Raw genomic sequence first — 22930 nt, forward strand, 5'->3', positions numbered from 1 at the left:
ACGATCAGGGTCTGCGTCACAGGTCCAGCACCATGTCGGTGTGGGGGATGCCGCCGTCCATGTAGACCTCGCCTATGGTGCGAAAGCCGAAGCGCTCGTAAAATCCGATCGCGTGGTTTTGCGCTCCGAGCTTGGCCTTTTTCAGATGTGGACGGGTCCGAATTTCCGTGAGGCAAACCTCGATCAATCGCGCCCCAAGGCCGGTGCCGCGCTGCGTTTTTACGACACAAACCCGGCCGATCTTGCCAATTTCACCCTCTTCGAACACCCGCGCGGTTCCGACCGGAACTCCGCTCTCATCGACCGCCAGAAAATGTGTCGCAATCTCATCGAGATCGTCGATCTCTTCCTCGAGAGGGACCTTCTGTTCCTCTACGAACACCGCAATCCGCAACGCGATGCAGGCCTTCACATCTTCGGTGGGTCCAATGCTCACAGTCATGCGAAATAGTCTCGGATCAGGCAGGAATAGACCCGTTTCAGGTCTTCGATATGCTGGATTTCGACATGTTCGTCGACCTTGTGCATGGTCTTGCCGACAAGACCGAATTCGACGACAGGACAATGGTTTTTGATAAATCGCGCATCCGACGTGCCGCCGGTGGTGGAGAGCACGGTTTTTTGCCCGGTGACCTCCTCGACCGCCCCGGCAACCAGATCGACGAACCGCCCCGGCGGCGTCAGAAAGCTTTCGCCGGAAATCTGGAAGGTCACGTCGATGTCGATCCCGGTTTCCTCGGCCATCCGCGCCGCCTTTGCTCGCATCCAGTCGCTGAGCGATGCACCGCTATGAGCGTCGTTGAACCGGATGTTCACGGTAGCCTTGGCCTGCGCCGGCACCACATTGGTCGCGGGATTGCCAACGTCAAAAGTGGTGACTTCGAGGTTGCTCGGGTCGAAATGTTTCGTACCCTGATCCAGCGTGTGGGCGGAGAGTTCCGCCATCAGCCGTGCCAGCACAGGCACCGGGTTGTGAGTTTGGCTCGGGTAGGCGACATGGCCCTGCACACCCCGGGCGGTGAAATAGCCCGTGATCGAGCCGCGTCGGCCGATTTTCATCATCTCGCCCATGGTGTTGGGACAGGTCGGTTCGCCCACGATGCAATCGCTCATCGCCTCCCCCGCCTCGGCCATGTAATCCAAGAGCGCGGTGGTGCCATCGGTGGCATCGCCCTCCTCATCCCCAGTGATGGTGATGATAACCGCTGTATCTTTAGGCCGGTTTTGGGTCGCATAATCACAGGCCGCAGCGACAAAGGCGGCCACGCCCGTCTTCATATCCGTCGCGCCCCGCCCCCACAGGATGCCGTCAGAAATCTCGCCCCCAAAGGGCGCATGCATCCATGCCTCGGCATCACCGACCGGCACCACATCCGTGTGACCGTTGAACCCCAATGTCTTGCTCGCCCCCTTGTCACCCCAGCGGGCAAACAGGTTCGGCGTGCCGTTACGATCGACCCGAACACAGTCAAAACCAGCATCTTCGAGCGTGGTTTGCAACAGGATGAGCGCTCCTCCCTCTTCGGGTGTCACACTTGGACAACGGATCAGGGCGGCGGACAGGTCAACGGGATCGAGCGGCATCTGGGTCTCCTTTTCACACCAGACCTACCGCCCCGCCAAGCGATGGGCAATGTCGCTTGTGGCAAGGCAGTCACAAGCGCGTCTCGCACCAAACCCGAACACCAAGAAAAGATTAACAAATCTCCATAAACGTGATTTACATTCTCACAAAATAACACGAGGCGGACGGTTTTGAGCAGCATCGGGTCAACCCGGGCGTTCCAGATCAGCATTTAACAAGTATCTTGGCGCAGATGTTCTGTGCTTGATCAGCGTATGTCGAAAACCCGCTTCACAGAGGTGAACGGTTGCCTCCCATGTGGCGCGCAACCTTGTCGGAGGCGGATATGGCGTGGCTTGGCGCAGGGGCGACAGATCGAAAACCGGTTTATAACCCGCTCGGGTTGGACAAGGGCCTCTCTCGTGCAAAGGTTCCCGCACGGCGCATGGCCCTGGGGAGCCTTCTGTTGGAAACCACCATCCCGGATCAATTCCGCCAGCCCCTCGATCTTTTGACCTTTGAGCGCTTTGACCGGTTCCGCCGCAGCTTGCATATGGTTCTCGGCCCGAATGGTCGACTTTGGCTTGCGATCGAAAGCGATACCGCGCTTTCGGTCTTGTCGCTGGATCTGTCCGACTGGCGGAAAGATTCTCCCATACGCATTCTCTATGACTGGGATCTGGCACGAGCGACGTGTTGGCTTGGGGCCGAATGTCTCGATAGCGGCGCGGTGAAATCCGTAGCGGGGACGGAGCCCGCTGCGATCCATGAGGAAGATCTCGCCCGCGTACTGTTTGCCGTCGAAGGGCCTGCTCTTGCGCCGGACGTGGGGTGTTTCGCCTTTGCCGATCATGTCGAACCTCTGGGCTATGCCGAGGGTCTTGCGCCCGGTGCGCTGGTCGAGACCGAATATGGCCCCCGTGCCATCGAAAATCTGAGGCCCGGCACACTCATCGCCACCCAGACAGGTGCGCTTTCGCCCTTGCTCGCGAATATCCGCTCGACCCTGCCCGCGGTTGGCCAGATGGCACCGCTGCGTCTGCGGCGTCCGTTTCAAAACCTGCGACAAACCCTCGAGGCCACGCCGCGCTGTGAAATCGTCACCCAAGGCATCGACACCTCTTACCTGTTCGGCGCGGAACATGTCACCGTCCGCGCCATGCATATCGCCCCCTTTTTGCCCGGTGCCTCACCCTGTCTGAACCTGCTGTCGACCCGGCATAATCTTGTTCTGGCTGACCACACCCCCTATCGGGTCGCAGGCATCGCGGTGATGCCGCTTACACGGAATCACCGCGCCGAACACGGAGCGTCGACACGGTTGTCGCATCTGAAGGCCGACGATATTCCTGCGCGCGATGGCACCGGCCCGGCAAGTTTGTTACGCCATGAAGCCATTGCGCTTTTGTCGGAACGTTATCTTTGATCTTAGATTGAAAGCATCACCCGCCCTGTGCCATATGCGACGGGGAGATGAGGGGATGATATGAGACTTTTTTTTCGCTTTTTAGCGGCGCTCTTTCTGTTTCTCAGTCCGGCCATGCTCTGGGCGGAGAACCACAAAATCATGACCGTGACCCGCGTGCCGTTTTCCATGGAGGAAAATGGCGAACAAACCGGTTTCTCTCTCGAGCTTTGGGACGCTTTGGCCAAAGATCTCGGCTGGGAGTACGAGATTTCCCGGGTCGACAGCTTTCCGGAAATGCTTGGGGCAATCGAAGACGGCAGCGCCGATGCGGCGATTGCCAATATTTCCATCACCGCCAATCGCGAGTTGGTCATAGATTTCACCCAGCCGATTTTCGAAGCCGGTCTTCAGATCATGACCGACACCAGCGGTGGCAATGTATCGATCTGGTCGGCCGTGATGTCACGCGACATGTTGATCGCGATTGCCGGCGCGTTTGCTCTCCTGTTCGGTGGCGGCATGTTGATGTGGTATTTCGAGAAACACCATCAGGACTATTTCGACATGCCCGCACGCAAGGCCATGTTTCCGGCCTTCTGGTGGGCGCTCAACCTGGTCGTCAACGGCGGCTTCGAGGAACGCCAGCCCCGCTCGCCCATGGGGCGAGTCTTCGGGGTGTTTCTGGTGATTTCGTCGCTGTTTCTGGTCTCGGTTTTCGTCGCCCGCATCACCGCGGTCCTGACCATCGACGCGATTCAGTCGAATGTCTCGGGGATCGGCGATCTCTACGGCAAATCCATCGGTACGGTCGAAGCCTCGACCGCAGCAGATTTCCTCACCCGTCGCGATCTGCGTTTTACCGGCTATGCCAGCCCGACCGAAATGCTTGAGGCGTTCGAACACAAGGACGTTGACGCCATCGTCTTCGACGCGCCCATTCTGGCCTATTACGTGAACCACGAAGGCAACGGCAAAGCCCGACTCGTTGGGCCGGTTTTCCTGCCGGAAAACTACGGCATCGCTCTGGCCAGCAACTCGCCCTATGCCAATGAGATCAATCACAGCCTGTTGAAACTGCGGGAAGACGGCACCTACGACAAGATCTACCGCAAGTGGTTCGGCATCAAATAGGCACGCATCGGACAGAAGACACCATAAGACGTGTCAGTGACGGGTTCCGTCGTCACCCTCATAGAAGGGCGTCATCTGCGCCACGATGACGGAGTTCTCGTCGAGCGCCCGCTGCATCAACTCTTTTTCCTCGTCGGAAATGTCATGGCCTTCGGCCAGGCGTTCCTCCAGTGTACCGTAGCCGGTGACATCGAGGGGGGCGAGATCGGCCTGTTTCAGAATCGCGACGGTTTCCCGCACCGCTTCGGCCTCGTCGACACCGGAGGCATAGATCATCAGCGCCCCACCGGTGGCCTCTTTCGGCAGACCATCGCCCTCCTTGCGGCCGACTTCGACCAGGAGCGTATAGACTTTCTGACGGGAGGGTTTGGCTGTTTTCGACATAGCCTTCCTTTGCGGAGGGATCGCGGGAAAGTCAAGCATGGCATCGCAAGTCTCACTTGACGTTATGTTATTACATAATTAGGTTTCGACCCCATCTCGTCGCGAAGGATCACGCATATGTCCGAACGTTTGCCCGTCACCGTCCTCTCCGGTTTTCTTGGCTCCGGCAAAACCACCTTGCTCAATCGACTGTTGAACAACCGGGCCGGTCTGCGTGTCGCGGTCATCGTGAACGATATGTCGGAAGTGAATATCGACGCCGATCTGGTGCGCCAAGGCGGGGCGGACCTGTCGCGGACGGAAGAAACGCTGGTCGAGATGAGCAACGGCTGCATCTGCTGTACGCTCCGCGACGATCTTTTGACCGAGGTGCGCCGTCTCGCGGAGGCGGGCAAATACGATTATCTGCTGATCGAATCGACGGGCATCGCCGAACCGCTCCCCGTGGCCGCCACATTCGAATTCCGCGACGAGTATGGTGAAAGTCTGGACGACATCGCGCGGCTCGACACCATGGTGACCGTGGTCGATACGGTGAACATGCTCAACGACTATTCGAGCTTCGACTTCCTTGAGGATCGCGGCGAGGTGGCGGGCGAAGGCGACACACGGCGGATCGTGGACCTGCTGGTCGATCAGATCGAATTCGCCGATGTCGTCGTGCTGAACAAGGTGAGCGACGCCGGTCCCGACAAGGTGCTGGTCGCGCGCAGGATCGTCGCCGCCCTGAACCCCGACGCCAAGGTGATCGAGACGGATTTCTCCGAGGTGGCGACCGAAGAGGTGCTTGGCACGGGCCTCTTCGATTTCGACCATGCGCATGAACATCCGCTTTGGGCCAAGGAGCTTTACGGCTTTGCCGATCACGTCCCGGAAACCGACGAATACGATGTGACGTCTTTCGTCTATCGTGCCCGCCGTCCGTTTGACCCGTCGGCCATCGAGACCGTTCTGGATGGCGATCTGCCCGGCGTGATCCGGGCGAAAGGGCATTTATGGTTGGCGACCCGGCCGGACTGGGCTGCCGAGTTTTCCATGGCTGGGGCGCTCAGCACCATAAAACCTCTGGGAAATTGGTGGGCCGCCGTACCGGAACGTTACTGGCCGGATCACCCGGAGGGACGGGCACAGATTGCCGAGGTTTGGGTCGATGGCTTCGGCGATCGGCGTCAGGAGATTGTCTTTATCGGCTCGGGGATGGATGAGGCTCTGATCCGGTCGAAACTCGACTCCGCCCTGATCGGTCCGGAAGACAAAATCGGCCCGGATCTGGCCAAAACGCTTCATGATCCATTTCCAAAATGGGGGCGTGCCGCCGCATGACCAATCTTAACACCAGTTTGCGAAAGCGCAGGCGCTCGACCGATCCGATGCAGGAATTCGACCGCTTGCCACGTCCGTTGCGTCAATGGCTGTCCCAAGCGGCTTTGCCATGGTCGCCGCGCTCGGTTCGGAAACTTTGGACTGGTGCCTTGGCCCGATATGACGGTTGCGAAAACAGCGCGCTCGCCCATCTCTCTCAGGTCGAAGCCAAGCGCTTGTCGCATGATACCAGCGCTCATCGCATTGTCTGAGCGTCATCTGACGCGGCGTGCGACCCAGATCAACAGAATCGCGCCGAAAATCCCGACGACAAGCTGCGGCACCCAAGTGTTCGCGGCGTAGATACCGAGAAGCGACAGGATCAGGTTCAGCACAAAGGCCCCCACGATCCCCAAGAGGATATTGGCCAGCAAGCCCGTGTCGGCCTTCATCAGGCTGCTGGCGATCCAGCCCGCTAAACCACCGACGATGATCGACGCAATAAGTCCAAGTCCCATTTAAGCCTCCTGTGTTTTCCTTCATAAAACGCAAACGGGCGCCGAAAGGTTCCCCTTCCGACACCCGCTCAATAGTCTTTTCGCAAATCAGTCGCGCAGCAGTTCGTTGATGCCGGTTTTGGAACGGGTTTTGGCGTCCACACGTTTCACGATCACGGCGCAGTAGAGGTTCACACCGTTTTTCGACGGCATCGTGCCCGCGACGACGACCGAGTAGGGCGGTACTTCGCCATACATCACTTCGCCGGTTTCCCGGTCGACGATCTTGGTGGATTGGCCAAGGTAAACACCCATGCCCAACACAGAACCTTCGCGGACGATCACGCCCTCGGCCACCTCGGCGCGCGCACCGATGAAGCAGTTGTCTTCGATGATCACCGGACCGGCTTGCAGCGGCTCAAGCACACCACCGATGCCCGCGCCGCCGGAAAGGTGCACGTTTTTGCCGATCTGCGCACAGGAGCCGACCGTCGCCCAGGTGTCGACCATGGTGCCGCTGTCGACATAGGCGCCAAGGTTGACGAAGGACGGCATCAGAACCACGCCCGGCGCGATGTAAGCGGATTTGCGGACCACTGCGTTCGGCACGGCACGGAAGCCCGCCTCTTTGAACTCGGCGGTGCCCCAGCCTTTGAATTTGCTGTCGACCTTGTCCCACCAGCCGGAGCCTTGCGGACCACCGTCGTGCAGTTCCATGTCCTTGATGCGGAAGCCCAGAAGCACGGCTTTCTTGGCCCATTGGTTGACGTGCCAATTGCCGTCTTCCTGTTTCTCGGCCACGCGGATCTCGCCCTTGTCCAGCGCGTTCAGGGTCGTCTCAATCGCTTCGCGGGTTTCGCCACCGGTCACGGGGGTGATGGTATCGCGCGCGTCCCAGGCGGCTTCGATGGCGGCTTCGAGCTGTGCATTCGACATGTTGGTCTCCGAGGTCATCGTGAAATATAGGTTCCCGCAGGCTATAGTCGTTCAGGCCCGCCCGCGCAACGCGCGAGAGAGCACAGGCGACGAGACAAAACGACATAGAGAGACGCACATGACCGAGCAAAAACCGATTTCCCGCCGCCATCCCCTGCGCGACAGCCGGGTGGATCAGGAGGCCGCACGCCACATCCCGGACACGCCGCAGACACGCTCGCCGTCCTACCGGCTGGCGTTCACCGATGACGAATTCATGTTGCGCGACGATCTGCGACCGGTGCGCTTGCAACTCGAGCTTCTGAAACCCGATCTGATGATGCAGGAATTCGGCGTCGAGAGCACCATCGTCATGTTCGGCGGCGCGCGTATCCCTGCGCCGGACCGGAAGGACACGGCCAAAACGAAAACGCTTGCGGAGCTTTCGAAATATTACGACGAGGCACGGGAGTTCGCCCGGATCATGACCGCGCGCAACAATGGTCACAAAGAGAACGTGATCGTCACCGGCGGTGGTCCGGGCGTGATGGAGGCAGGCAATCGCGGCGCGCAGGACGCGGGCGGGCTGTCAATCGGGCTCAACATCGTCCTGCCACACGAACAGGCGCCGAACGAATATGTGACACCGGAGCTGTGTTTCAACTTCCACTATTTCGCCATCCGCAAGATGCATTTCCTGATGCGCGCCAAGGCGATCGTCGTGTTTCCCGGCGGCTTCGGCACGCTGGACGAAATGTTCGAAAGCCTGACGCTCATTCAGACCGGGCGGATGAACCGCGTGCCCTTCCTGTTGTTCGGCAAGGCGTTCTGGGAAAAAATCATCAACTGGGAGGCGCTGGCCGACGCGGGGACCATCGCGCATAAGGATCTCGAATTGTTCAAATTCGTCGAGACGGCCGAAGAGGCCGTCAAGGCAATTGACGACTGGCCCAGCGCAGGGCCGCGACAGAGCATCGAGGGGCGGTAAGCTCAGGCCTCCTGTTGCAGCACGGTTCTGGCGAGATCCACCAGCATCGGGTTGGAGGCTTCCATCAGCCGGTGCATGTAACGGTCAAGCGCCATCTCTTGCACCATCGCGCCAATCGGCTGACCGGTTTCGCGGGCGAGGAGATGGAGCATGCGCACCGTGCTTTCGGGCAGAAGCAGCGTCAGTTTTTCCATGGGGGTCTCCGGTCAGAGGGGCAGAATCCGTTGTCTCTCGTAGCGGGCGCACGCGGGCAAGCATGACCGGGAAAGGGCACGCCGAAGCGTTTCATGAGGCAGGAAGATGGCTGGCCGATCTCGACAACCGTGCAAAGCCGCTCGCCCTCCGTGGTCTGAAGGATCAGCGCACCGCCACGCGCCGCCAGCTCATAGCCTTTCGTCCTAAGCACCGCTTGCAGATCGTCCCAAGCCGTCGCATTGGCGAAATCATGGGCCAGATAGGCCATCAGGGCATGCGGCTTGCGCGGGCCCTTGTAGCCGAACGCCCCTTCGAGCGGGCGCGTGGCCGCGTCGGGGCAGTTGTCGAATCTGATCTGTCTCCGGTCCATGCCGGACTGTGCCCCGGGCATGGTTAAAACGGCGTTACCACGTTCACAGCACGATGACGTGCCTGTGACATCCCCCCCGGGAATAGCCCTCCCCTCACACCTGTATCTCTCCTGCGCACCCCCGCGCGATGCAGCATATTGGAGACCTCATGCGTATGCCCCTACTCACCCTCGCCCTGTTCACCGCAGCCCCCGCCTTTGCCCAGGTCACGACGCTTTACGATCCTTCGATCCCCCATGCCCCGCAGGACGGCGTGGTGAAACTCTATGGCGCGGGCGGTCCGCACACGGCGTTTCAGAAGGTCGCGGATGTCTGGATGGCAAGAACCGGCCAGAAGATCGAAATCATTGCCGGGCCGGAAAGCAAATGGTCGCCGATGGCGCAGGCCGATGCCGATATTCTCTGGGGCACGTCGGAGCAGTCGATGACCGCCTTTCTGGAGACCTACAAAACCTTCTCCTCCGATCAGGTGGAGCCGATCTATATCCGGCCCACAGTGATCGCGGTGAAACACGGCAATCCGAAAGGCATCACCGGGTTTGACGACCTGCTTGCCCCGGGGATGAAGATCGTCGTGACCGAGGGAGCGGGGGTTTACAACACCTCCGGCACCGGCACTTGAGAAGATGTCGCCGGGCGTCTGGGCAAGCTCGAAGACGTGACGGCGTTTCGCAAGAATATTGTGAGCTATGCGAAAGGCTCGGGGGCGAGTTTCCGTGCGTTCATAGAGGCAGATGCCGATGCCTGGATCACATGGCCGAACTGGCCCGCAACTCATGATGAGCTCGATCAGATTGAGTTGAGCCCCGAGCGTACCGTCTGGCGGGACGTCAATGTGGCCCTCTCGCCGATGGCAGACCCCGAGGCGGCCGAGTTTCTCGCCTTCCTTGTCACGGACGAGGCGCAGGCACTGATGGCGACCGAAGGTTGGCAGCGTTAAAAGAAAGGGCCGGTTCATCGCCGGCCCTATGTCTTAGATCGCCTGACCGGCTTCTCTGAGAATTTCCTTACGCGATTTGCGCGCGCGCTCGGTCGCGGATTTGAGCTGGCCGCAGGCGGCCATGATGTCCTCGCCCCGCGGTGTGCGGATCGGCGAGGCATAGCCCGCCTGCATCAGGATCGTTGCAAAGGCCCGAATGCGGTTGTTCGACGACCGTTTATAGGGCGCCCCCGGCCATTCATTGAACGGGATCAGGTTCACCTTGGCCGGAATGCCGTCCAGAAGTTTCACCAGACGATGCGCATCTTCATCCGTGTCGTTCACATCCTTGAGCATCACATACTCAAAGGTGATCCGTTCGGAATTGGTCGCCTTGGGATATTCGCGCAGCGCTTCCAAAAGCTTCTCGATGTTCCATTTCTTGTTGATCGGCACCAACACATCGCGGGTCTCATCCGTCGTCGCGTGGAAGGACACCGCCAGCAGACAGCCGATCTCCTGCGCGGTGCGGTGAATCTCCGGCACAACGCCCGAGGTCGACAGAGTGATGCGCCGACGACCGAGCTGAATCCCTTCGGCATCCATCACGATCTTCATCGCATCGCGGACGTTTTCGAAATTGTACAAAGGCTCGCCCATGCCCATCAGAACGATGTTGGACAAAAGCCGCGTCTCGTCTTTCGGCGCGCCTTTTTCCGGCCATTCATTAAGGTCATCGCGCGCCATCATCACCTGACCGACAATCTCGCCCGCCGTCAGATTGCGCACCAGTTTCTGCGTCCCTGTGTGACAGAAGGAACAGGTCAGCGTACAGCCCACCTGCGACGACACACAAAGCGTACCGCGGCCCTCTTCGGGGATATACACCACTTCAACCTCATGCCCACCGTCGATGCGCACGAGATACTTGCGCGTGCCATCCTCGGAGACCTGTTTGGAAACAACCTCCGGCACACGCACTTCGAATTTCTCGGCCAGCATGGCACGGTAATCCTTCGCGAGATTGGTCATCTCCGCGAAATCGCGCACACCCCATTGGTAGATCCATTGCCAGATCTGCCCCGCCCGCATCTTGGCCTGTTTCTCCGGCGTGCCATTGTCGATCAGGGTCTGACGCAGCGCATCGCGGGTCAGCCCGACAAGATTGATCTTATCAGAGGGCGTTTCCTTGCGCGGAAAAGTCATCACATCCTGCGTAATCGGTGCGCTGGGTTCCATGGCGGGTCTCTTCAAGTCGGTGATTAAGCGGCTCACTTACAGGATTCTGAACGTGAAAGCCATATGAAAAGGCCCCGCATGTGCAGGGCCTCAATCAACTCTGGTCAGTCGATTACTTGCCGCAGCGTTTCGCCGCTTCTTCAACGGAGGCCGTGAACCCCAGAAGCGAGAACGTGTCCTTGGTCACCGTCCCACGCGAGGAATGCCCGGTCAGCGTCGCCGTCGCACCGCGCTTCATCGCGGCGATGATCTTGGCGTCGTCCTCGGGCGTCACCGCCCAGGCGGTCTCGTCATCGGAATTGGTGAACAGGGTGAAGGGGGTGCCGCTGATGTCCATCGTCACCTCGGAGCCCGGCTCGAACGGATAGCCGCCGAGGAAGGAGACCTGACCGTTCACCCCGTTGCCCGGCGCGTAGGTCACGAACAGCAGGATATCGGAACGCGTCACCGATTTCGGGCGCCCGGAACTGTCGGTGTTCAGGGTCTCTTTCGGGATCGACACAGCCCAGCAGGTCTTGGTCGGGTTGCTTTCCTCATAGACGTACCAATCGGTGTTCGATCCCACCTGATTGGTGCTCTGCTGTGCGGCCACGGGCGCGGCCATTCCGACCAGCGCCACGGCAAACAGGGTCTGTCTCACGAAAAAACTCATTGATCTCTCGCTGCCTCTCATTCATCGGCCAATTCTGACCTCGTCCTCCGCTGTCTATAGCTGCGGTTTTTCGCCGGGGTCAGGCCATTTCCATCATCTTCGGGGCACAGTAACGTAATTCCGCCGATTTGGGAAAGGCCCTTGGCAGAAATTCGCTGAAACGTGAAAGCCCTGCGGCTGCATCGGCTTTCTGATGGCCGAAATACTCAAAACCATTCGGAAATGAGCTTGAGCGCCAGAGCCGTCGAGGCGATGACCAGCACCGGCTTGATCAGCTTTGCCCCGACTTTCGTGGCGAGCGTCGAGCCGACATAAGCGCCTGCGATCTGCGCCGCGCCCATGGCGAGACCGAGCATCCAAAGAGGCTTGGCCACAAGTACAAATCCCACGAGCCCGCCGACGTTCGAGGCGAAGTTCAGAAGTTTGGTGTGCGCCGTGGCCTTAAGGATGCCGTAACCCGCAAGGCTGACGAAGCCGAGCATGAAAAACGCGCCCGTCCCCGGCCCCAAAAGCCCATCGTAGAAACCGATGAAGGGCACGAATGTGGTGGCGAAGAGCACCGGCGTGATGCGCTGGGTGCGGTCCATATCGTTGAGACCCGGTTTGAAGGCAAAGAACAACGCGATGGCGATCAGAAGCACCGGGAGGCCAAGGCGGATCACATCGGTGGGCAGGGAACTTGCCAAGAGCGCGCCGAAAACGGCGCCGGTGAAGGACAAAAGCGCCGGGCCGATCTGTTTGCGCAAGTCGACATGTCCCGCGCGGGCGTAGTTGATCGCGGCCATCCCCGCGCCAAAGAGGCCCTGCACCTTGTTGGTCGCCAGCGCCTGCACCGGCGGGATGCCCGCAAGCATCAGGACCGGCACGGTGATCAGCCCGCCGCCGCCCGCGATACTGTCGACGAAGCCAGCCGCGAAGGCTGCGGCGATGAGAATCAGCAGAAGGTCGAGAGAGACCTCAAACACCCGCGAACTCGGATTTGGCGTAGCCTTGCACGTAGAGGAGCGCCGAAAGATCGCCATGGTTGATGCGGATGTCGCATTCGGCAGCGACGGAGGGCTTGGCGTGAAGCGCTACGCCCGCGCCCGCCAGTTTCAACATACCGAGATCGTTGGCCCCGTCGCCCACCGCGATCACATCGGAATGCGGGATGCCGAGACGTTCGGAAATCTCTTCGAGCGCCTGAACCTTGGCCGCACGTCCAAGAATCGGCAGTCCGGATTTGCCCACCAACTCACCGTTTTCGATCAAAAGCGTGTTGGCGCGGTTTTCATCGAATCCCAGCGCGTCGGCAACGTAACCGGTGAAGGCGGTGAAGCCGCCGGACACCAGTGCGCAATAGGCGCCATCGCGTTTCATCGTCGCCAGCAAGGCCTTGCCGCCGGGCATAAACGTGATGCGCTCGTCGATGACTTTCTGGATGACGCTCTCCGGCAGACCTTTCAAAAGTCCGACCCGTTCGGTCAACGCACCTTCGAAATCCAGCTCGCCATTCATCGCCTTGGCGGTGATCTCCTTGACCCGCTCGCCAACCCCCGCAACATCCGCCAGCTCGTCGATGCATTCCTGTTGGATCATGGTCGAATCCATATCCGCCAAGAGCATTTTCTTGCGACGCCCCTCGGCAGGAAGAACAATCATGTCAATGCCTTGGCCTTGCAGACCCTGCCAGACGTCCCATTGGTTCGACGGCACGCTCTCGACCATGAATTCCACCGCTTCGCCAAGCGCGAGCCAGGTGAGATCGCCGCCACCCCAAGCCGAACGCAGGGCATCGGCGGTGGTCAGATTGAGCGCGGGAGAGGCGGGATTGGTCAGAAGCGTGACGACGTACATGGCGGGCTCCGAAGGGTCATGTGGAGGGCAAAACTCGCTTGCCTGATAGCGCGCGCAGGCCGGGCTTTCCAGTCTTAACCTCCTGCTCACCTTCGCAGAAGAATTCATGGGGATTTTTGCGACGCACACGAAAATGGGAATTGCCAGATGCACGGAAAGGGCATAGATGCAGCGCCGGGACACCTCTCCCCAACGAGAGGCATTTATCTGGAAGGATAGCATATATGGCTACCAAGCACCCGCAAACGCGCCCCGCCAACCCGCGTTTCTCCTCTGGCCCCTGCGCCAAAATCCCCAATTTCTCCGTCGAAATGCTGGCTGACGCGCCTCTGGGCCGCTCGCACCGTGCCAAAGTTGGCAAGGACAAGCTGAAAGCCGCGATCGAGACGACCCGCGAAATTCTGGGCGTTCCCGCAGATTACAAAATCGGGATCGTGCCCGCCTCCGACACCGGCGCCGTCGAAATGGCGCTCTGGTCGCTTCTGGGTGCCCGCAAAGCCACCATGTGCGCATGGGAATCCTTCGGTTCCGGCTGGGTCACCGATGTTGTGAAACAGCTCAAGATCGACGCCGAAGTGAAGGTCGCTGACTACGGTCAGATCGTCGATTTCGCCGATGTCGATTTCAACACCGACGTTGTCTTTACCTGGAACGGCACCACATCTGGTGTGCGCGTCCCGAATGGCGACAAGATCCCCGCCGACCGCGAAGGCCTGACCATCTGTGACGCGACCTCCGCCGCGTTTGCGATGGACCTGCCGTGGGACAAGCTCGACGTCACCACCTTCTCCTGGCAAAAGGTGATGGGCGGCGAAGCGGCGCACGGGATGCTGATCCTGTCTCCGCGCGCGGTCGAGCGTCTGGAAAGCTACACGCCCGCTTGGCCGATGCCGAAGATTTTCCGCATGACCAAAGGCGGCAAGCTGATCGAAGGCATCTTCGTCGGCGAAACGATCAACACGCCCTCCATGCTGGCGGTTGAGGATTACCTCGTGGCGCTGGATTGGGCGAAGAAAATCGGCGGTCTGCCGAAGCTGATCGAACGCTCCACCACCAACGCGAAAGTGCTCTGGGACTTCTGTGATCGTCACAACTGGATCGCCAACCTCGCCGAGGATGACGCGACCCGTTCGAACACCTCCGTGTGCCTGAAGTTCACCGACGACCGCATCAAGGACGGCGCGGTGTTCGCGAAGGCCGTGGCGAAGAAACTCGAAGAGCACGGTGCAGCCTATGATGTGGGTGCCTATCGTGACGCCCCCGCCGGTCTGCGTGTGTGGTGTGGTGCGACGGTCGAATCCTCGGACATCGAAGCCCTGACCCTCTGGCTCAAATGGGCCTTCGAAGAGTGCATCAACGAGCAATAATCTCTGATTTTTGACGGTCGGCAAAACGTCGGACTTCTGTCGGACATGTGTCGGACCTCATCGGACCAAAGCGCCGGGCGGAAACGCCCGGCTCCCAATCCCAACATCTTCCTGAGGAGCGCCCAACATGGCCCCCAAAGTTCTCGTCTCCGACAAGCTGTCGGAAACCGCCGTCCAGATTTTCCGCGATCGCGGCATCGAAGTGGACTTCATGCCGGAACTCGGCAAAGACAAAGACAAGCTGGCTGAAGTCATCGGCAAATACGACGGTCTCGCGATCCGTTCGGCAACCAAAGTGACGCCTGCTCTTCTGGAGCATGCCACCAACCTGAAAGTCGTGGGTCGCGCTGGCATCGGCACCGACAACGTCGACAAGGAAGCCGCGTCGAAAAAAGGTGTGATCGTGATGAACACGCCGTTCGGCAACATGATCACCACCGCCGAGCACGCCATCGCGCTGATGTTTGCGGTCGCCCGTCAGATCCCCGCCGCCGATGCTTCGACGCAAGCCGGCAAATGGGAAAAATCCAAATTCATGGGTGTCGAACTGACCGCCAAGACGCTTGGCGTCATCGGTGCGGGCAACATCGGTGGCATCGTCTGCAACCGTGCGCTCGGCCTGAAGATGAAAGTGGTCGCCTACGATCCGTTCCTCTCCGAAGAGCGCGCCGCCGAAATGGGTGTGGAAAAGGTCGAGCTCGACGAACTGCTGAAACGCGCCGATTTCATCACGCTGCACGTTCCGCTGACCGACAGCACCCGCAACATCCTCTCGAAAGAGAACCTTGAGAAGACCAAGAAAGGCGTGCGCATCATCAACTGTGCCCGTGGCGGTCTGGTCGATGAGGTCGCTCTCGCCGAGCTGATCAAATCCGGTCATGTCGCTGGTGCGGCTTTCGACGTGTTCTCCGAAGAACCCGCCGTCGACAACCCGCTGTTCGGTCTTCCGAACGTGGTCTGCACCCCGCACCTCGGCGCCTCCACCACGGAAGCGCAGGAAAACGTGGCGCTGCAAGTGGCCGAGCAAATGTCCAACTACCTGATGGACGGGGCTGTCGAAAACGCGCTGAACATGCCGTCGATGACCGCCGAAGAAGCCAAGGTCATGGGTCCCTGGGTGAAACTGGCCGAAAGCCTCGGCACGTTCATCGGTCAGGTCACCGAGGAAGCCATCGAGACGATCAACATCACCTATGATGGCGTCGCCTCCGAGATGAACCTCAAAGCGCTCGAAGCCGCCGTGATCGCAGGCATCATGCAGGCGGTGAACCCGGACGTGAACATGGTCTCCGCGCCGCTGATCGCGAAAGAGCGTGGCATTCAGATTTCGAAAACCACTCAGGATGCCTCCGGCGCCTTCGAAGGCTACATCAAGCTCGACATCCAGACCGTCGAGAAATACCGCACCATCGCGGGCACGGTGTTCTCGGACGGCAAGCCGCGCTTCATCCAGATCAAAGGCATCACCATCGACTCCGAGGTGGGCGAGCACATGCTCTACACCACCAACAAGGACGTGCCGGGCATCATCGGGAAACTCGGGACCCTTCTGGCACAGCACGAGGAAAACATCGCGAACTTCACGCTGGGCCGTGCCAAGGCGGGTGGCGATGCGATCGCCATGACCTTCCTCGACACGCCGATCAAGCCGGAAACGGTCAAGGCGCTGAAAGACTCCGGGCTGTTCCAACGGGTGATCCCGCTGCACTTCAAAGCCTGACCGCACACCAGCCTTTTACAAAACAATCAGGAGGGCCGCTGGACAAACCAGCGGCCCTTCGTTTTACGTCGGGTGACCAAAGTTGTAACGTAGACGCCGTGTACGCACCGCATCGGGAGGAAACTATGATGAGAACCAAAGCCGCCGTGGCCCTTGAGGCCGGAAAACCGCTTGAGATTATGGAAGTGAACCTTGAGGGCCCGAAAAAGGGCGAGGTTCTGGTCGAGATCAAGGCCACGGGCCTGTGTCACACCGATGAATTCACCCGCTCGGGCGCCGACCCGGAAGGGATTTTCCCCTGCATCCTCGGCCATGAGGGCGCGGGCATCGTGCTGGAAGTCGGCGAAGGCGTGACCACGCTGAAACCCGGCGATCACGTCATTCCGCTTTACACGCCGGAGTGCCGCGAATGCCCGTCCTGTCTTTCGGGCAAAACCAACCTCTGCACCGCGATCCGCAACACCCAGGGTCAGGGCCTAATGCCCGATGGCACCACGCGGTTCTCCATGCTCGATGGCACGCCGATCTATCACTACATGGGCTGTTCGACCTTTGCGAACCACACGGTGATGCCGGAGATCGCGCTGGCCAAGGTGCGCGACGACGCGCCGTTCGACAAGATTTGCTACATCGGCTGCGGTGTGACCACCGGCATCGGCGCGGTGATCAACACGGCAGGGGTTGAGATCGGTTCGACGGCTGCGGTGTTCGGTCTGGGCGGTATCGGTCTCAACGTCATCCAAGGCCTGCGCATGGCAGGGGCCGATATGATCATCGGTGTCGATCTCAATGACGACAAAGCCGAGATGGCGAAGAAATTCGGCATGACCCATTTCATCAACCCGTCGAAGATCGAGGGCACTGTCGTGCAGGAAATCGTCAACCTGACCAAGCGCGGCGCGGATCAAATCGGCGGCGTGGATTATTCCTTCGACGCGACCGGCAACGTCAAGGTGATGCGCGACGCGCTTGAATGTTCGCACCGCGGCTGGGGTGTGTCGGTGATCATCGGCGTGGCGGCGGCGGGGGCGGAGATTTCCACCCGTCCGTTCCAGTTGGTCACCGGCCGCGTCTGGAAAGGCACGGCGTTCGGCGGCGCCAAAGGCCGGACCGATGTGCCGAAATTCGTCGATTGGTACATGGACGGCAAGATCGAGATCGACCCGATGATCACGCACAAGCTGAAGCTCGAAGAGATCAACCACGGGTTCGATTTGATGCACGAAGGCAAGTCGATCCGCGCGGTGGTTGAGTACTGATGCAGGTTAAATCCAGCAATCGCAGCCACGGCGGCACGCAGGGGGTTTACACCCACACCTCCAAAGCGACCGGGACGGAGATGGAATTTTCCGTCTTCGTGCCCGATCACGAGGCGGGCGAAACGCTTCCGGTGGTGTTTTATCTCTCGGGGCTGACCTGTACGCAGGCCAATGTCACGGAGAAGGGCGAGTTCCGCGCGGCCTGCGCGGAGCTTGGCCTGATCTTTGTGGCACCGGACACCTCGCCCCGTGGCGAAGGCGTGCCGGACGATGCGGAAGGGGCCTATGATTTCGGTCTGGGCGCGGGGTTCTATGTGAACGCCACGGAGGAGCCGTTTGCGCAGAACTACCGGATGCGGGAGTATATCGAGACGGAATTGCCCGCCCTCATCGGCGCGGAATTTCCCGCCGATATGACCCGCATCGGCATCATGGGGCATTCCATGGGCGGACACGGTGCGCTGACCATCGCATTGCGCAATCCGTCGGCCTATAAATCCGTCTCGGCCTTTGCCCCCATCGTCAGCCCGCTGAATTGCCCCTGGGGCGAGAAGGCGCTGACTGGGTATATCGGCGCAGACAAGGCGACGTGGCGGGAGTACGACGCCTGCGCTTTGATCGAGGACGGGGCACGCGTGCCGGAGATCCTTGTGGATCAGGGGACAGGGGACAATTTCCTCGAAACTCAGCTCAAGCCGGAGCTTTTGACACAGGTTTGTGAAAAAAGCGACCAGCCCCTAACACTTCGGATGCAAGAGGGCTATGACCATAGCTACTACTTCATCTCCACCTTCATGCGCGACCATCTGGAGTGGCATGCGATCCGCATGAAGTCCTGACACGTTGCGCGTCGGAGCAGAGCCGCTCCTCCGACGCGCGACATACTTTGGGAGGCTCCCTTGCGCATCTACGCCATCGGCGACATTCACGGTCAACTCGATATGCTCAAAGCCGCGCATGCGCGGATCGATGCGGATAAGGCGAGGGTCGGCGATACCGACGCGCGCATCATCCATCTTGGCGACTATGTGGATCGCGGGCCGGACAGCGCGGGCGTCATCCAGTACCTGATGGACGGGATCGCGGCGGGCAAACCGTGGCGCACCATTCGCGGCAATCACGACCGGATGTTCACCCGGTTCGTGCGCCATGGCATCGCCCATGACGATCATATCAAATCCGGCAAAAGCTGGCTCCATCCGGCTTTGGGCGGGACCGACACGCTGGCGTCTTATGGCGTCGAAGCGGTGGATGGCGAGTTCGAGCTGGCCCATATGCGCGCCGCCAAGGCCGTGCCTGAGGCACATCTCGAATTCATCGAAAAAGCGCCCCTGACCTATGCCTGGGGCGATTACCTTTTCGTCCACGCCGGCATCCGCCCGCGTGTGCCGGTCGAACATCAGACCGAAGACGATCTGATCTGGATCCGCGAAGGGTGGCTCGATTATCACGGCGTTCTGCCCTTCACGGTGGTGCACGGGCACACTGCGCTCGATGTGCCGACCCATTTCGGTCAGCGGATCGACATCGACAGCGGCGCGGGCTACGGACGTCCGATGACCACCATGGTGATCGAGAACGGTGTCGAAGAGGTGGTGACCGAAACCGGGCGCGCCCCGCTTTTCCACGCCGAACCGGCCTAAGCCGCAAGACGCAGCGTTTCGCTTCCCCCTTTCCACGCCTCCGCTAAAGTCGCGGGCACAGGAAAGGGAGGAAATTCATGTCTGACATCGTCATTCTCGGCGGCGCCCGCACCGCCATCGGCACCTTCGGCGGCGCTTTGGCCGGGATGCGGCCCGCCGATCTCGGCAGCCTCGTGACCAAGGCCGCGCTTGCCCGCGCGGGCGTCGACGGCGGGCAGATCGGCCATGTGGTCTTTGGCCATATCATCAACACCGAGCCCAAGGACATGTATGTCTCCCGCCTCGCGGCCATGGGCGCGGGCATCCCGGAGACGACCCCCGCGATGAACGTGAATCGGCTCTGCGGCTCCGGCGCGCAGGCGGTGGTGTCGGCGGCGCAATCCTTGATGCTTGGCGACGCCGATTTTGCCGTGGCAGGCGGGACCGAGGTCATGAGCCGCTCGCCCTATATCCTCCCCGCCGCGCGCTGGGGGCAGAAGATGGGCGATGTCGCCGCACAGGACATGATGCTCGGCGCCCTGACCTGCCCGTTCGGCACCGGCCATATGGGGGTGACGGCGGAGAATGTCGCGCGCGAACATGGCGTGTCGCGCGAGGATCAGGACGCCTTTGCCCTGGAAAGCCAGACGCGGGCGGCCAGAGCCATCGCAGAGGGGCGATTTAAGGACGAAATCATTCCTGTCGAGGTCAGGGTGAAACGCGACCTTGTGGCGTTCGACACGGATGAGCACCCGAAGCCCACGACGCCTGAAGGCCTCGCCAAACTGCGTCCGGCGTTCGAGAAAGACGGTACGGTGACGGCGGGCAATGCGTCGGGCCTCAATGACGGGGCGGCAGCTTTGGTTCTGGCGCGCGCTGAGGCGGCAGAGGCGGCGGGGCTTTCGCCGAAATTCCGCATTCTCGGCTATGCCCATTCCGGCGTCCGTCCGGAGGTCATGGGCATCGGGCCGATCCCGGCGGTCGAGAGCCTGTGCAAGCGCACCGGGCTCACTGTGGCCGATTTCGATGTGATCGAGAGCAACGAAGCCTTTGCAGCGCAGGCAATTGCAGTCAACCGGGCGCTGGGGCTCGATCCGGCCAAGGTCAATCCGAACGGCGGCGCGATTGCGCTCGGCCATCCGGTGGGGGCGACGGGGGCGATTTTGGTCGTGAAGACCATGTATGAGCTTGAGCGCACCGGCGGCAAACGCGGTCTGATCACCATGTGCATCGGCGGCGGACAAGGGATTGCCGTGGCGATCGAGCGCATCTGAGGTCGCGCGTGGGCAGGTTCCGCCAATTTTCGCGATCCGGTTAAGACTCTTTTCACCCTGTTCGGACCATTCTGGGCCAAAGCCCCATGCATAAGGCCGGGCAGGGTTTGAAGAGGTCCCTATGTCGCTGTCGGATACGTTGTCTCAGGAACGTCGTGCGCGCTTGGCTGCGGAGCGTCTGTTGGAATTGAAACAGGCGGAGTTGTTCGCGGCCAATCGCAAGCTGTCGCAACACGCCCGACACCTGTCCGATGAGATCATCGTCAAACGCGAGGAGACGGAGGTGCTTCGCGACGAGAACCTGCGCACCCGCGAGGATTTGGAAAAGGCCAATGTCGCCGTGCATATCGCAGAGAGGCGGCTTTGGGATTCGATCGAGACGATTCAGGACGGGTTTGCGGTTTTCGATCCCTCCGAGATCATGATCGCCGCGAACCCCGCCTATCTGCGGATTTTCGACGGGCTTGAGGAGGTCAGACCGGGGATCACATACCCGGAGATCGTGCGGCTCGCCGTCGAAGAAGGCGTGATCGACATCGGCGATCTGACGCGCGAGGCGTTTATCAATCAGGCAGTGGCGCGCTGGCGTGCCCCGGTGCGCGAGCCGCACACGATCCGGCTTTGGAACAACCAGTTCGTGAGGCTGGTGGACCGACGATCTTCAGACGGGGACATGGTGTCTCTCGGGCTGAACATCACCGCCTCCATCCGGTATGAGGAGCGTCTCAAGAAAGCCCGGAGCAAGGCCGAAGCCGCCAGCCGCGCCAAATCCGCCTTCCTCGCCAATATGAGCCACGAGATTCGCACGCCGATGAACGGCATGGTGGGCATGGCCGATCTCTTGTCGGAGACCGATCTGACGGAGGAGCAGATCCTCTATGTCGACACGATCAAATCCTCCGGCGAGGCGCTTTTGAGTCTGATCAACGATGTGCTGGATTACTCGAAGATCGAGGCCTCGAAACTCTCTTTGCACCCGGAAGTGTTCGATCTCGAACGCTGCATTCAGGACGTGATGGTGCTTTTGCAGCCCTCGGCGACCCAGAAAGGCGTCGATCTGATCATCGACTATGACATGTTCATGCCGACGAATTTCATCGGCGATCCCGGTCGTATGCGGCAGGTTCTGACCAATCTGATCGGCAATGCGGTCAAATTCACCCACAAAGGCCATGTGATCGTGCGCGTCGTCGGCCTCCCCGACGACGACGGCAAACGCCAGCGCGTCCATGTTTCGGTCGAGGACAGCGGCATCGGCATCGCGCCCGAGATGATCGAGCACATTTTCGGCGAGTTCAATCAAGTCGAGGACGCGCGCAATCGCAAGTTCGAAGGCACAGGGCTTGGTCTTGCGATCACACGCCAACTCGTGCAGCTCATGGGCGGCGAGATCTGGGTCGACAGCGAGGAGGGCGTCGGCTCCTGTTTCGGTTTCCATATCACCATGGATGTGGTCGAGGAGAAAAAGGCGTTGAGCCTGCCCTCCTGGATGCATCGCGCGGCCCTTGTGGATCACATCAACGCCAATTCGCTCATTCTCGAAAAGCAACTGACCGCGCTCGGATTTGAGGTCGCGCCCTTCGACAGCGCCGAGGCGCTTCTGGCCTCGCCGCTCGACGCGCATGTCTATCTGATCGACAACAAGCTTCCGGGCATGGATGCCGCCGGGCTGATCCAGGATCTCCGCCTGCGTGGCGTGACCGCGCCGGTGCTTTTGATGACCTCCGGGCCGATCTCGGCGGGAAGCTTTGACATGGACGATGCCAAGACGCTTCAGAAACCGCTGCTGCGCGCCGATCTCTGGCATGCGCTGGCCGATCTTGTGCCGGTCGAGCCGATGATCAGTCCTGAGCCGGGCCGCCGGATGCGGGTCTTGGCCGCGGAGGACAACAAAACCAACCAGTTGGTGTTCGGCAAGATGCTCAAGGCGCTCGACATCGAGCTGCGCTTTGCCGGGAACGGGCGCGAGGCGGTCGAGCTGTATCAGGGGTTTCAGCCAGATCTGGTGTTCATGGACATTTCCATGCCCGAGGTCGACGGCAAGGAGGCCACGCGGCAGATCCGCACGCTGGAACTCGACACCGGCACGCATATCCCGATCGTCGCTCTGACGGCACACGCCATGGCAGGAGATGAGCAGGACATTCTTGCTGCCGGGCTCGATCATTACATGACGAAACCGCTGCGCAAGGCGGCGATCATCGACCGTATCTTGCAGGAATTGCCGGAAGACTGTCACCCGATTCTGCCGGAAGAACCGGCGGAGGTGATGGCCGGGGAATGACCC

Annotated in this window: 23 protein-coding genes and 1 pseudogene; 13 read left to right on the forward strand and 11 right to left on the reverse strand. The window is 60.4% G+C overall.

Translation table 11 applies throughout. The features are described from left to right. Positions 1 to 16: 16 nt before the first annotated feature. Both V1475_RS03490 and dapE read right to left on the reverse strand, forming a co-directional pair. A complete protein-coding gene (locus V1475_RS03490; RefSeq protein WP_479411639.1) occupies positions 17 to 442 on the reverse strand; it encodes a GNAT family N-acetyltransferase in 426 nt (141 codons plus the stop codon). Further along, positions 439 to 1584: a succinyl-diaminopimelate desuccinylase gene (gene dapE / locus V1475_RS03495; protein WP_479411640.1), complete on the reverse strand. Its 1146-nt coding sequence runs from the start codon at positions 1582 to 1584 to the stop codon at positions 439 to 441. The genes V1475_RS03490 and dapE overlap by 4 nt, the downstream gene beginning before the upstream one ends. A gap of 296 nt (positions 1585 to 1880) precedes the next feature. Here dapE and V1475_RS03500 point away from each other — a divergent pair, with 296 nt between their 5' ends. Then, positions 1881 to 2990 (forward strand): Hint domain-containing protein, encoded by a 1110-nt coding sequence (locus V1475_RS03500; RefSeq protein ID WP_479411641.1) that lies wholly within the window; start codon positions 1881 to 1883, stop codon positions 2988 to 2990. A 60-nt stretch (positions 2991 to 3050) separates the two neighbouring features. Continuing rightward, a complete protein-coding gene (locus tag V1475_RS03505) occupies positions 3051 to 4103 on the forward strand; it encodes a transporter substrate-binding domain-containing protein (RefSeq protein ID WP_479411642.1) in 1053 nt (350 codons plus the stop codon). 33 nt (positions 4104 to 4136) lie between these two features. On the opposite strand, the gene V1475_RS03510 is transcribed toward V1475_RS03505, so the two are convergent. Then, positions 4137 to 4487, reverse strand: coding sequence for a hypothetical protein (locus tag V1475_RS03510; protein ID WP_434289871.1), 351 nt, complete (start codon positions 4485 to 4487; stop codon positions 4137 to 4139). Between the two features lie 117 nt (positions 4488 to 4604). Between V1475_RS03510 and V1475_RS03515 the strand changes: the two genes are divergently transcribed. Together V1475_RS03515 and V1475_RS03520 are read left to right on the forward strand one after the other, a co-directional pair. After that, positions 4605 to 5810, forward strand: a complete 1206-nt coding sequence (locus tag V1475_RS03515) for a GTP-binding protein (protein ID WP_479411643.1) — start codon at positions 4605 to 4607, stop codon at positions 5808 to 5810. Then, positions 5807 to 6061, forward strand: coding sequence for a DUF6525 family protein (locus V1475_RS03520; RefSeq protein ID WP_479411644.1), 255 nt, complete (start codon positions 5807 to 5809; stop codon positions 6059 to 6061). The genes V1475_RS03515 and V1475_RS03520 overlap by 4 nt, the downstream gene beginning before the upstream one ends. A gap of 3 nt (positions 6062 to 6064) precedes the next feature. Here V1475_RS03520 and V1475_RS03525 read toward each other — a convergent pair whose 3' ends face one another. Further along, the gene (locus V1475_RS03525) at positions 6065 to 6307 is read right to left on the reverse strand and encodes a GlsB/YeaQ/YmgE family stress response membrane protein (protein ID WP_479411645.1); all 243 of its coding nucleotides are present in this window, start codon (positions 6305 to 6307) and stop codon (positions 6065 to 6067) included. 87 nt (positions 6308 to 6394) lie between these two features. Further along, a complete protein-coding gene (gene dapD, locus V1475_RS03530) occupies positions 6395 to 7222 on the reverse strand; it encodes a 2,3,4,5-tetrahydropyridine-2,6-dicarboxylate N-succinyltransferase (RefSeq protein ID WP_479411646.1) in 828 nt (275 codons plus the stop codon). Between the two features lie 118 nt (positions 7223 to 7340). Between dapD and V1475_RS03535 the strand changes: the two genes are divergently transcribed. After that, positions 7341 to 8189 (forward strand): LOG family protein, encoded by an 849-nt coding sequence (locus V1475_RS03535; RefSeq protein WP_479411647.1) that lies wholly within the window; start codon positions 7341 to 7343, stop codon positions 8187 to 8189. A 2-nt stretch (positions 8190 to 8191) separates the two neighbouring features. Here the strand turns inward: V1475_RS03535 and V1475_RS03540 are convergent, their stop codons facing one another. Both V1475_RS03540 and V1475_RS03545 read right to left on the reverse strand, forming a co-directional pair. Beyond that, positions 8192 to 8383, reverse strand: a complete 192-nt coding sequence (locus V1475_RS03540) for a hypothetical protein (RefSeq protein ID WP_479411648.1) — start codon at positions 8381 to 8383, stop codon at positions 8192 to 8194. Next, complete coding sequence (locus V1475_RS03545; RefSeq protein WP_479411649.1) at positions 8371 to 8775, reverse strand: hypothetical protein; 405 nt, start codon at positions 8773 to 8775, stop codon at positions 8371 to 8373. The genes V1475_RS03540 and V1475_RS03545 overlap by 13 nt, the downstream gene beginning before the upstream one ends. A gap of 134 nt (positions 8776 to 8909) precedes the next feature. Between V1475_RS03545 and V1475_RS03550 the strand changes: the two are divergent. Continuing rightward, positions 8910 to 9695 (forward strand): annotated as a pseudogene (locus tag V1475_RS03550) (substrate-binding domain-containing protein). Between the two features lie 33 nt (positions 9696 to 9728). On the opposite strand, the gene rlmN reads toward V1475_RS03550, so the two are convergent. The 4 genes from rlmN to serB all read right to left on the reverse strand — a co-directional run bounded on the left by rlmN (position 9729) and on the right by serB (position 13401). Then, a complete protein-coding gene (gene rlmN / locus V1475_RS03555; RefSeq protein ID WP_434289863.1) occupies positions 9729 to 10913 on the reverse strand; it encodes a dual-specificity RNA methyltransferase RlmN in 1185 nt (394 codons plus the stop codon). A 112-nt stretch (positions 10914 to 11025) separates the two neighbouring features. Next, a complete protein-coding gene (locus V1475_RS03560; protein WP_479411650.1) occupies positions 11026 to 11565 on the reverse strand; it encodes an invasion associated locus B family protein in 540 nt (179 codons plus the stop codon). 206 nt (positions 11566 to 11771) lie between these two features. Next, positions 11772 to 12530 carry a TSUP family transporter gene (locus V1475_RS03565; RefSeq protein ID WP_434289861.1) on the reverse strand — a complete coding sequence of 253 codons (759 nt, stop codon included), beginning with the start codon at positions 12528 to 12530 and terminating at the stop codon, positions 11772 to 11774. After that, on the reverse strand, positions 12523 to 13401 hold the full coding sequence (gene serB, locus V1475_RS03570) for a phosphoserine phosphatase SerB (protein WP_479411651.1): 879 nt from the start codon (positions 13399 to 13401) through the stop codon (positions 12523 to 12525). The genes V1475_RS03565 and serB overlap by 8 nt, the downstream gene beginning before the upstream one ends. A gap of 224 nt (positions 13402 to 13625) precedes the next feature. Here serB and V1475_RS03575 point away from each other — a divergent pair, with 224 nt between their 5' ends. The 7 genes from V1475_RS03575 (at position 13626) to V1475_RS03605 (ending at position 22927) form a co-directional block, all read left to right on the forward strand. Further along, on the forward strand, positions 13626 to 14768 hold the full coding sequence (locus V1475_RS03575) for a phosphoserine transaminase (RefSeq protein ID WP_479411652.1): 1143 nt from the start codon (positions 13626 to 13628) through the stop codon (positions 14766 to 14768). 127 nt (positions 14769 to 14895) lie between these two features. Further along, the gene (gene serA, locus V1475_RS03580; RefSeq protein ID WP_479411653.1) at positions 14896 to 16488 is read left to right on the forward strand and encodes a phosphoglycerate dehydrogenase; all 1593 of its coding nucleotides are present in this window, start codon (positions 14896 to 14898) and stop codon (positions 16486 to 16488) included. A gap of 128 nt (positions 16489 to 16616) precedes the next feature. After that, on the forward strand, positions 16617 to 17747 hold the full coding sequence (locus V1475_RS03585) for an S-(hydroxymethyl)glutathione dehydrogenase/class III alcohol dehydrogenase (RefSeq protein ID WP_434290954.1): 1131 nt from the start codon (positions 16617 to 16619) through the stop codon (positions 17745 to 17747). Continuing rightward, positions 17747 to 18586: an S-formylglutathione hydrolase gene (gene fghA / locus V1475_RS03590; RefSeq protein WP_479411654.1), complete on the forward strand. Its 840-nt coding sequence runs from the start codon at positions 17747 to 17749 to the stop codon at positions 18584 to 18586. The genes V1475_RS03585 and fghA overlap by 1 nt, the downstream gene beginning before the upstream one ends. Before the next feature lie 60 nt (positions 18587 to 18646). Continuing rightward, positions 18647 to 19390, forward strand: a complete 744-nt coding sequence (locus tag V1475_RS03595; RefSeq protein ID WP_479411655.1) for a metallophosphoesterase — start codon at positions 18647 to 18649, stop codon at positions 19388 to 19390. Positions 19391 to 19467: 77 nt separating this feature from the next. Continuing rightward, positions 19468 to 20643 carry an acetyl-CoA C-acyltransferase family protein gene (locus V1475_RS03600; protein ID WP_479411656.1) on the forward strand — a complete coding sequence of 392 codons (1176 nt, stop codon included), beginning with the start codon at positions 19468 to 19470 and terminating at the stop codon, positions 20641 to 20643. A gap of 121 nt (positions 20644 to 20764) precedes the next feature. Next, the gene (locus tag V1475_RS03605) at positions 20765 to 22927 is read left to right on the forward strand and encodes an ATP-binding protein (protein WP_479411657.1); all 2163 of its coding nucleotides are present in this window, start codon (positions 20765 to 20767) and stop codon (positions 22925 to 22927) included. Positions 22928 to 22930: the final 3 nt, after the last annotated feature.

This window comes from Celeribacter sp. SCSIO 80838 (genome assembly GCF_056498065.1).

Excerpts from the sequence above, each read along its gene's own strand:
- V1475_RS03490 (WP_479411639.1), bottom strand. The coding sequence starts at position 442 with ATGACTGTGAGCATTGGACCCACCGAAGATGTGAAGGCCTGCATCGCG.
- dapE (WP_479411640.1), bottom strand. The coding sequence starts at position 1,584 with ATGCCGCTCGATCCCGTTGACCTGTCCGCCGCCCTGATCCGTTGTCCA.
- V1475_RS03500 (WP_479411641.1), top strand. The coding sequence starts at position 1,881 with ATGTGGCGCGCAACCTTGTCGGAGGCGGATATGGCGTGGCTTGGCGCA.
- V1475_RS03505 (WP_479411642.1), top strand. The coding sequence starts at position 3,051 with ATGAGACTTTTTTTTCGCTTTTTAGCGGCGCTCTTTCTGTTTCTCAGT.
- V1475_RS03510 (WP_434289871.1), bottom strand. The coding sequence starts at position 4,487 with ATGTCGAAAACAGCCAAACCCTCCCGTCAGAAAGTCTATACGCTCCTG.
- V1475_RS03515 (WP_479411643.1), top strand. The coding sequence starts at position 4,605 with ATGTCCGAACGTTTGCCCGTCACCGTCCTCTCCGGTTTTCTTGGCTCC.
- V1475_RS03520 (WP_479411644.1), top strand. The coding sequence starts at position 5,807 with ATGACCAATCTTAACACCAGTTTGCGAAAGCGCAGGCGCTCGACCGAT.
- V1475_RS03525 (WP_479411645.1), bottom strand. The coding sequence starts at position 6,307 with ATGGGACTTGGACTTATTGCGTCGATCATCGTCGGTGGTTTAGCGGGC.
- dapD (WP_479411646.1), bottom strand. The coding sequence starts at position 7,222 with ATGTCGAATGCACAGCTCGAAGCCGCCATCGAAGCCGCCTGGGACGCG.
- V1475_RS03535 (WP_479411647.1), top strand. The coding sequence starts at position 7,341 with ATGACCGAGCAAAAACCGATTTCCCGCCGCCATCCCCTGCGCGACAGC.
- V1475_RS03540 (WP_479411648.1), bottom strand. The coding sequence starts at position 8,383 with ATGGAAAAACTGACGCTGCTTCTGCCCGAAAGCACGGTGCGCATGCTC.
- V1475_RS03545 (WP_479411649.1), bottom strand. The coding sequence starts at position 8,775 with ATGCCCGGGGCACAGTCCGGCATGGACCGGAGACAGATCAGATTCGAC.
- rlmN (WP_434289863.1), bottom strand. The coding sequence starts at position 10,913 with ATGGAACCCAGCGCACCGATTACGCAGGATGTGATGACTTTTCCGCGC.
- V1475_RS03560 (WP_479411650.1), bottom strand. The coding sequence starts at position 11,565 with ATGAGTTTTTTCGTGAGACAGACCCTGTTTGCCGTGGCGCTGGTCGGA.
- serB (WP_479411651.1), bottom strand. The coding sequence starts at position 13,401 with ATGTACGTCGTCACGCTTCTGACCAATCCCGCCTCTCCCGCGCTCAAT.
- V1475_RS03575 (WP_479411652.1), top strand. The coding sequence starts at position 13,626 with ATGGCTACCAAGCACCCGCAAACGCGCCCCGCCAACCCGCGTTTCTCC.
- serA (WP_479411653.1), top strand. The coding sequence starts at position 14,896 with ATGGCCCCCAAAGTTCTCGTCTCCGACAAGCTGTCGGAAACCGCCGTC.
- V1475_RS03585 (WP_434290954.1), top strand. The coding sequence starts at position 16,617 with ATGAGAACCAAAGCCGCCGTGGCCCTTGAGGCCGGAAAACCGCTTGAG.
- fghA (WP_479411654.1), top strand. The coding sequence starts at position 17,747 with ATGCAGGTTAAATCCAGCAATCGCAGCCACGGCGGCACGCAGGGGGTT.
- V1475_RS03600 (WP_479411656.1), top strand. The coding sequence starts at position 19,468 with ATGTCTGACATCGTCATTCTCGGCGGCGCCCGCACCGCCATCGGCACC.
- V1475_RS03605 (WP_479411657.1), top strand. The coding sequence starts at position 20,765 with ATGTCGCTGTCGGATACGTTGTCTCAGGAACGTCGTGCGCGCTTGGCT.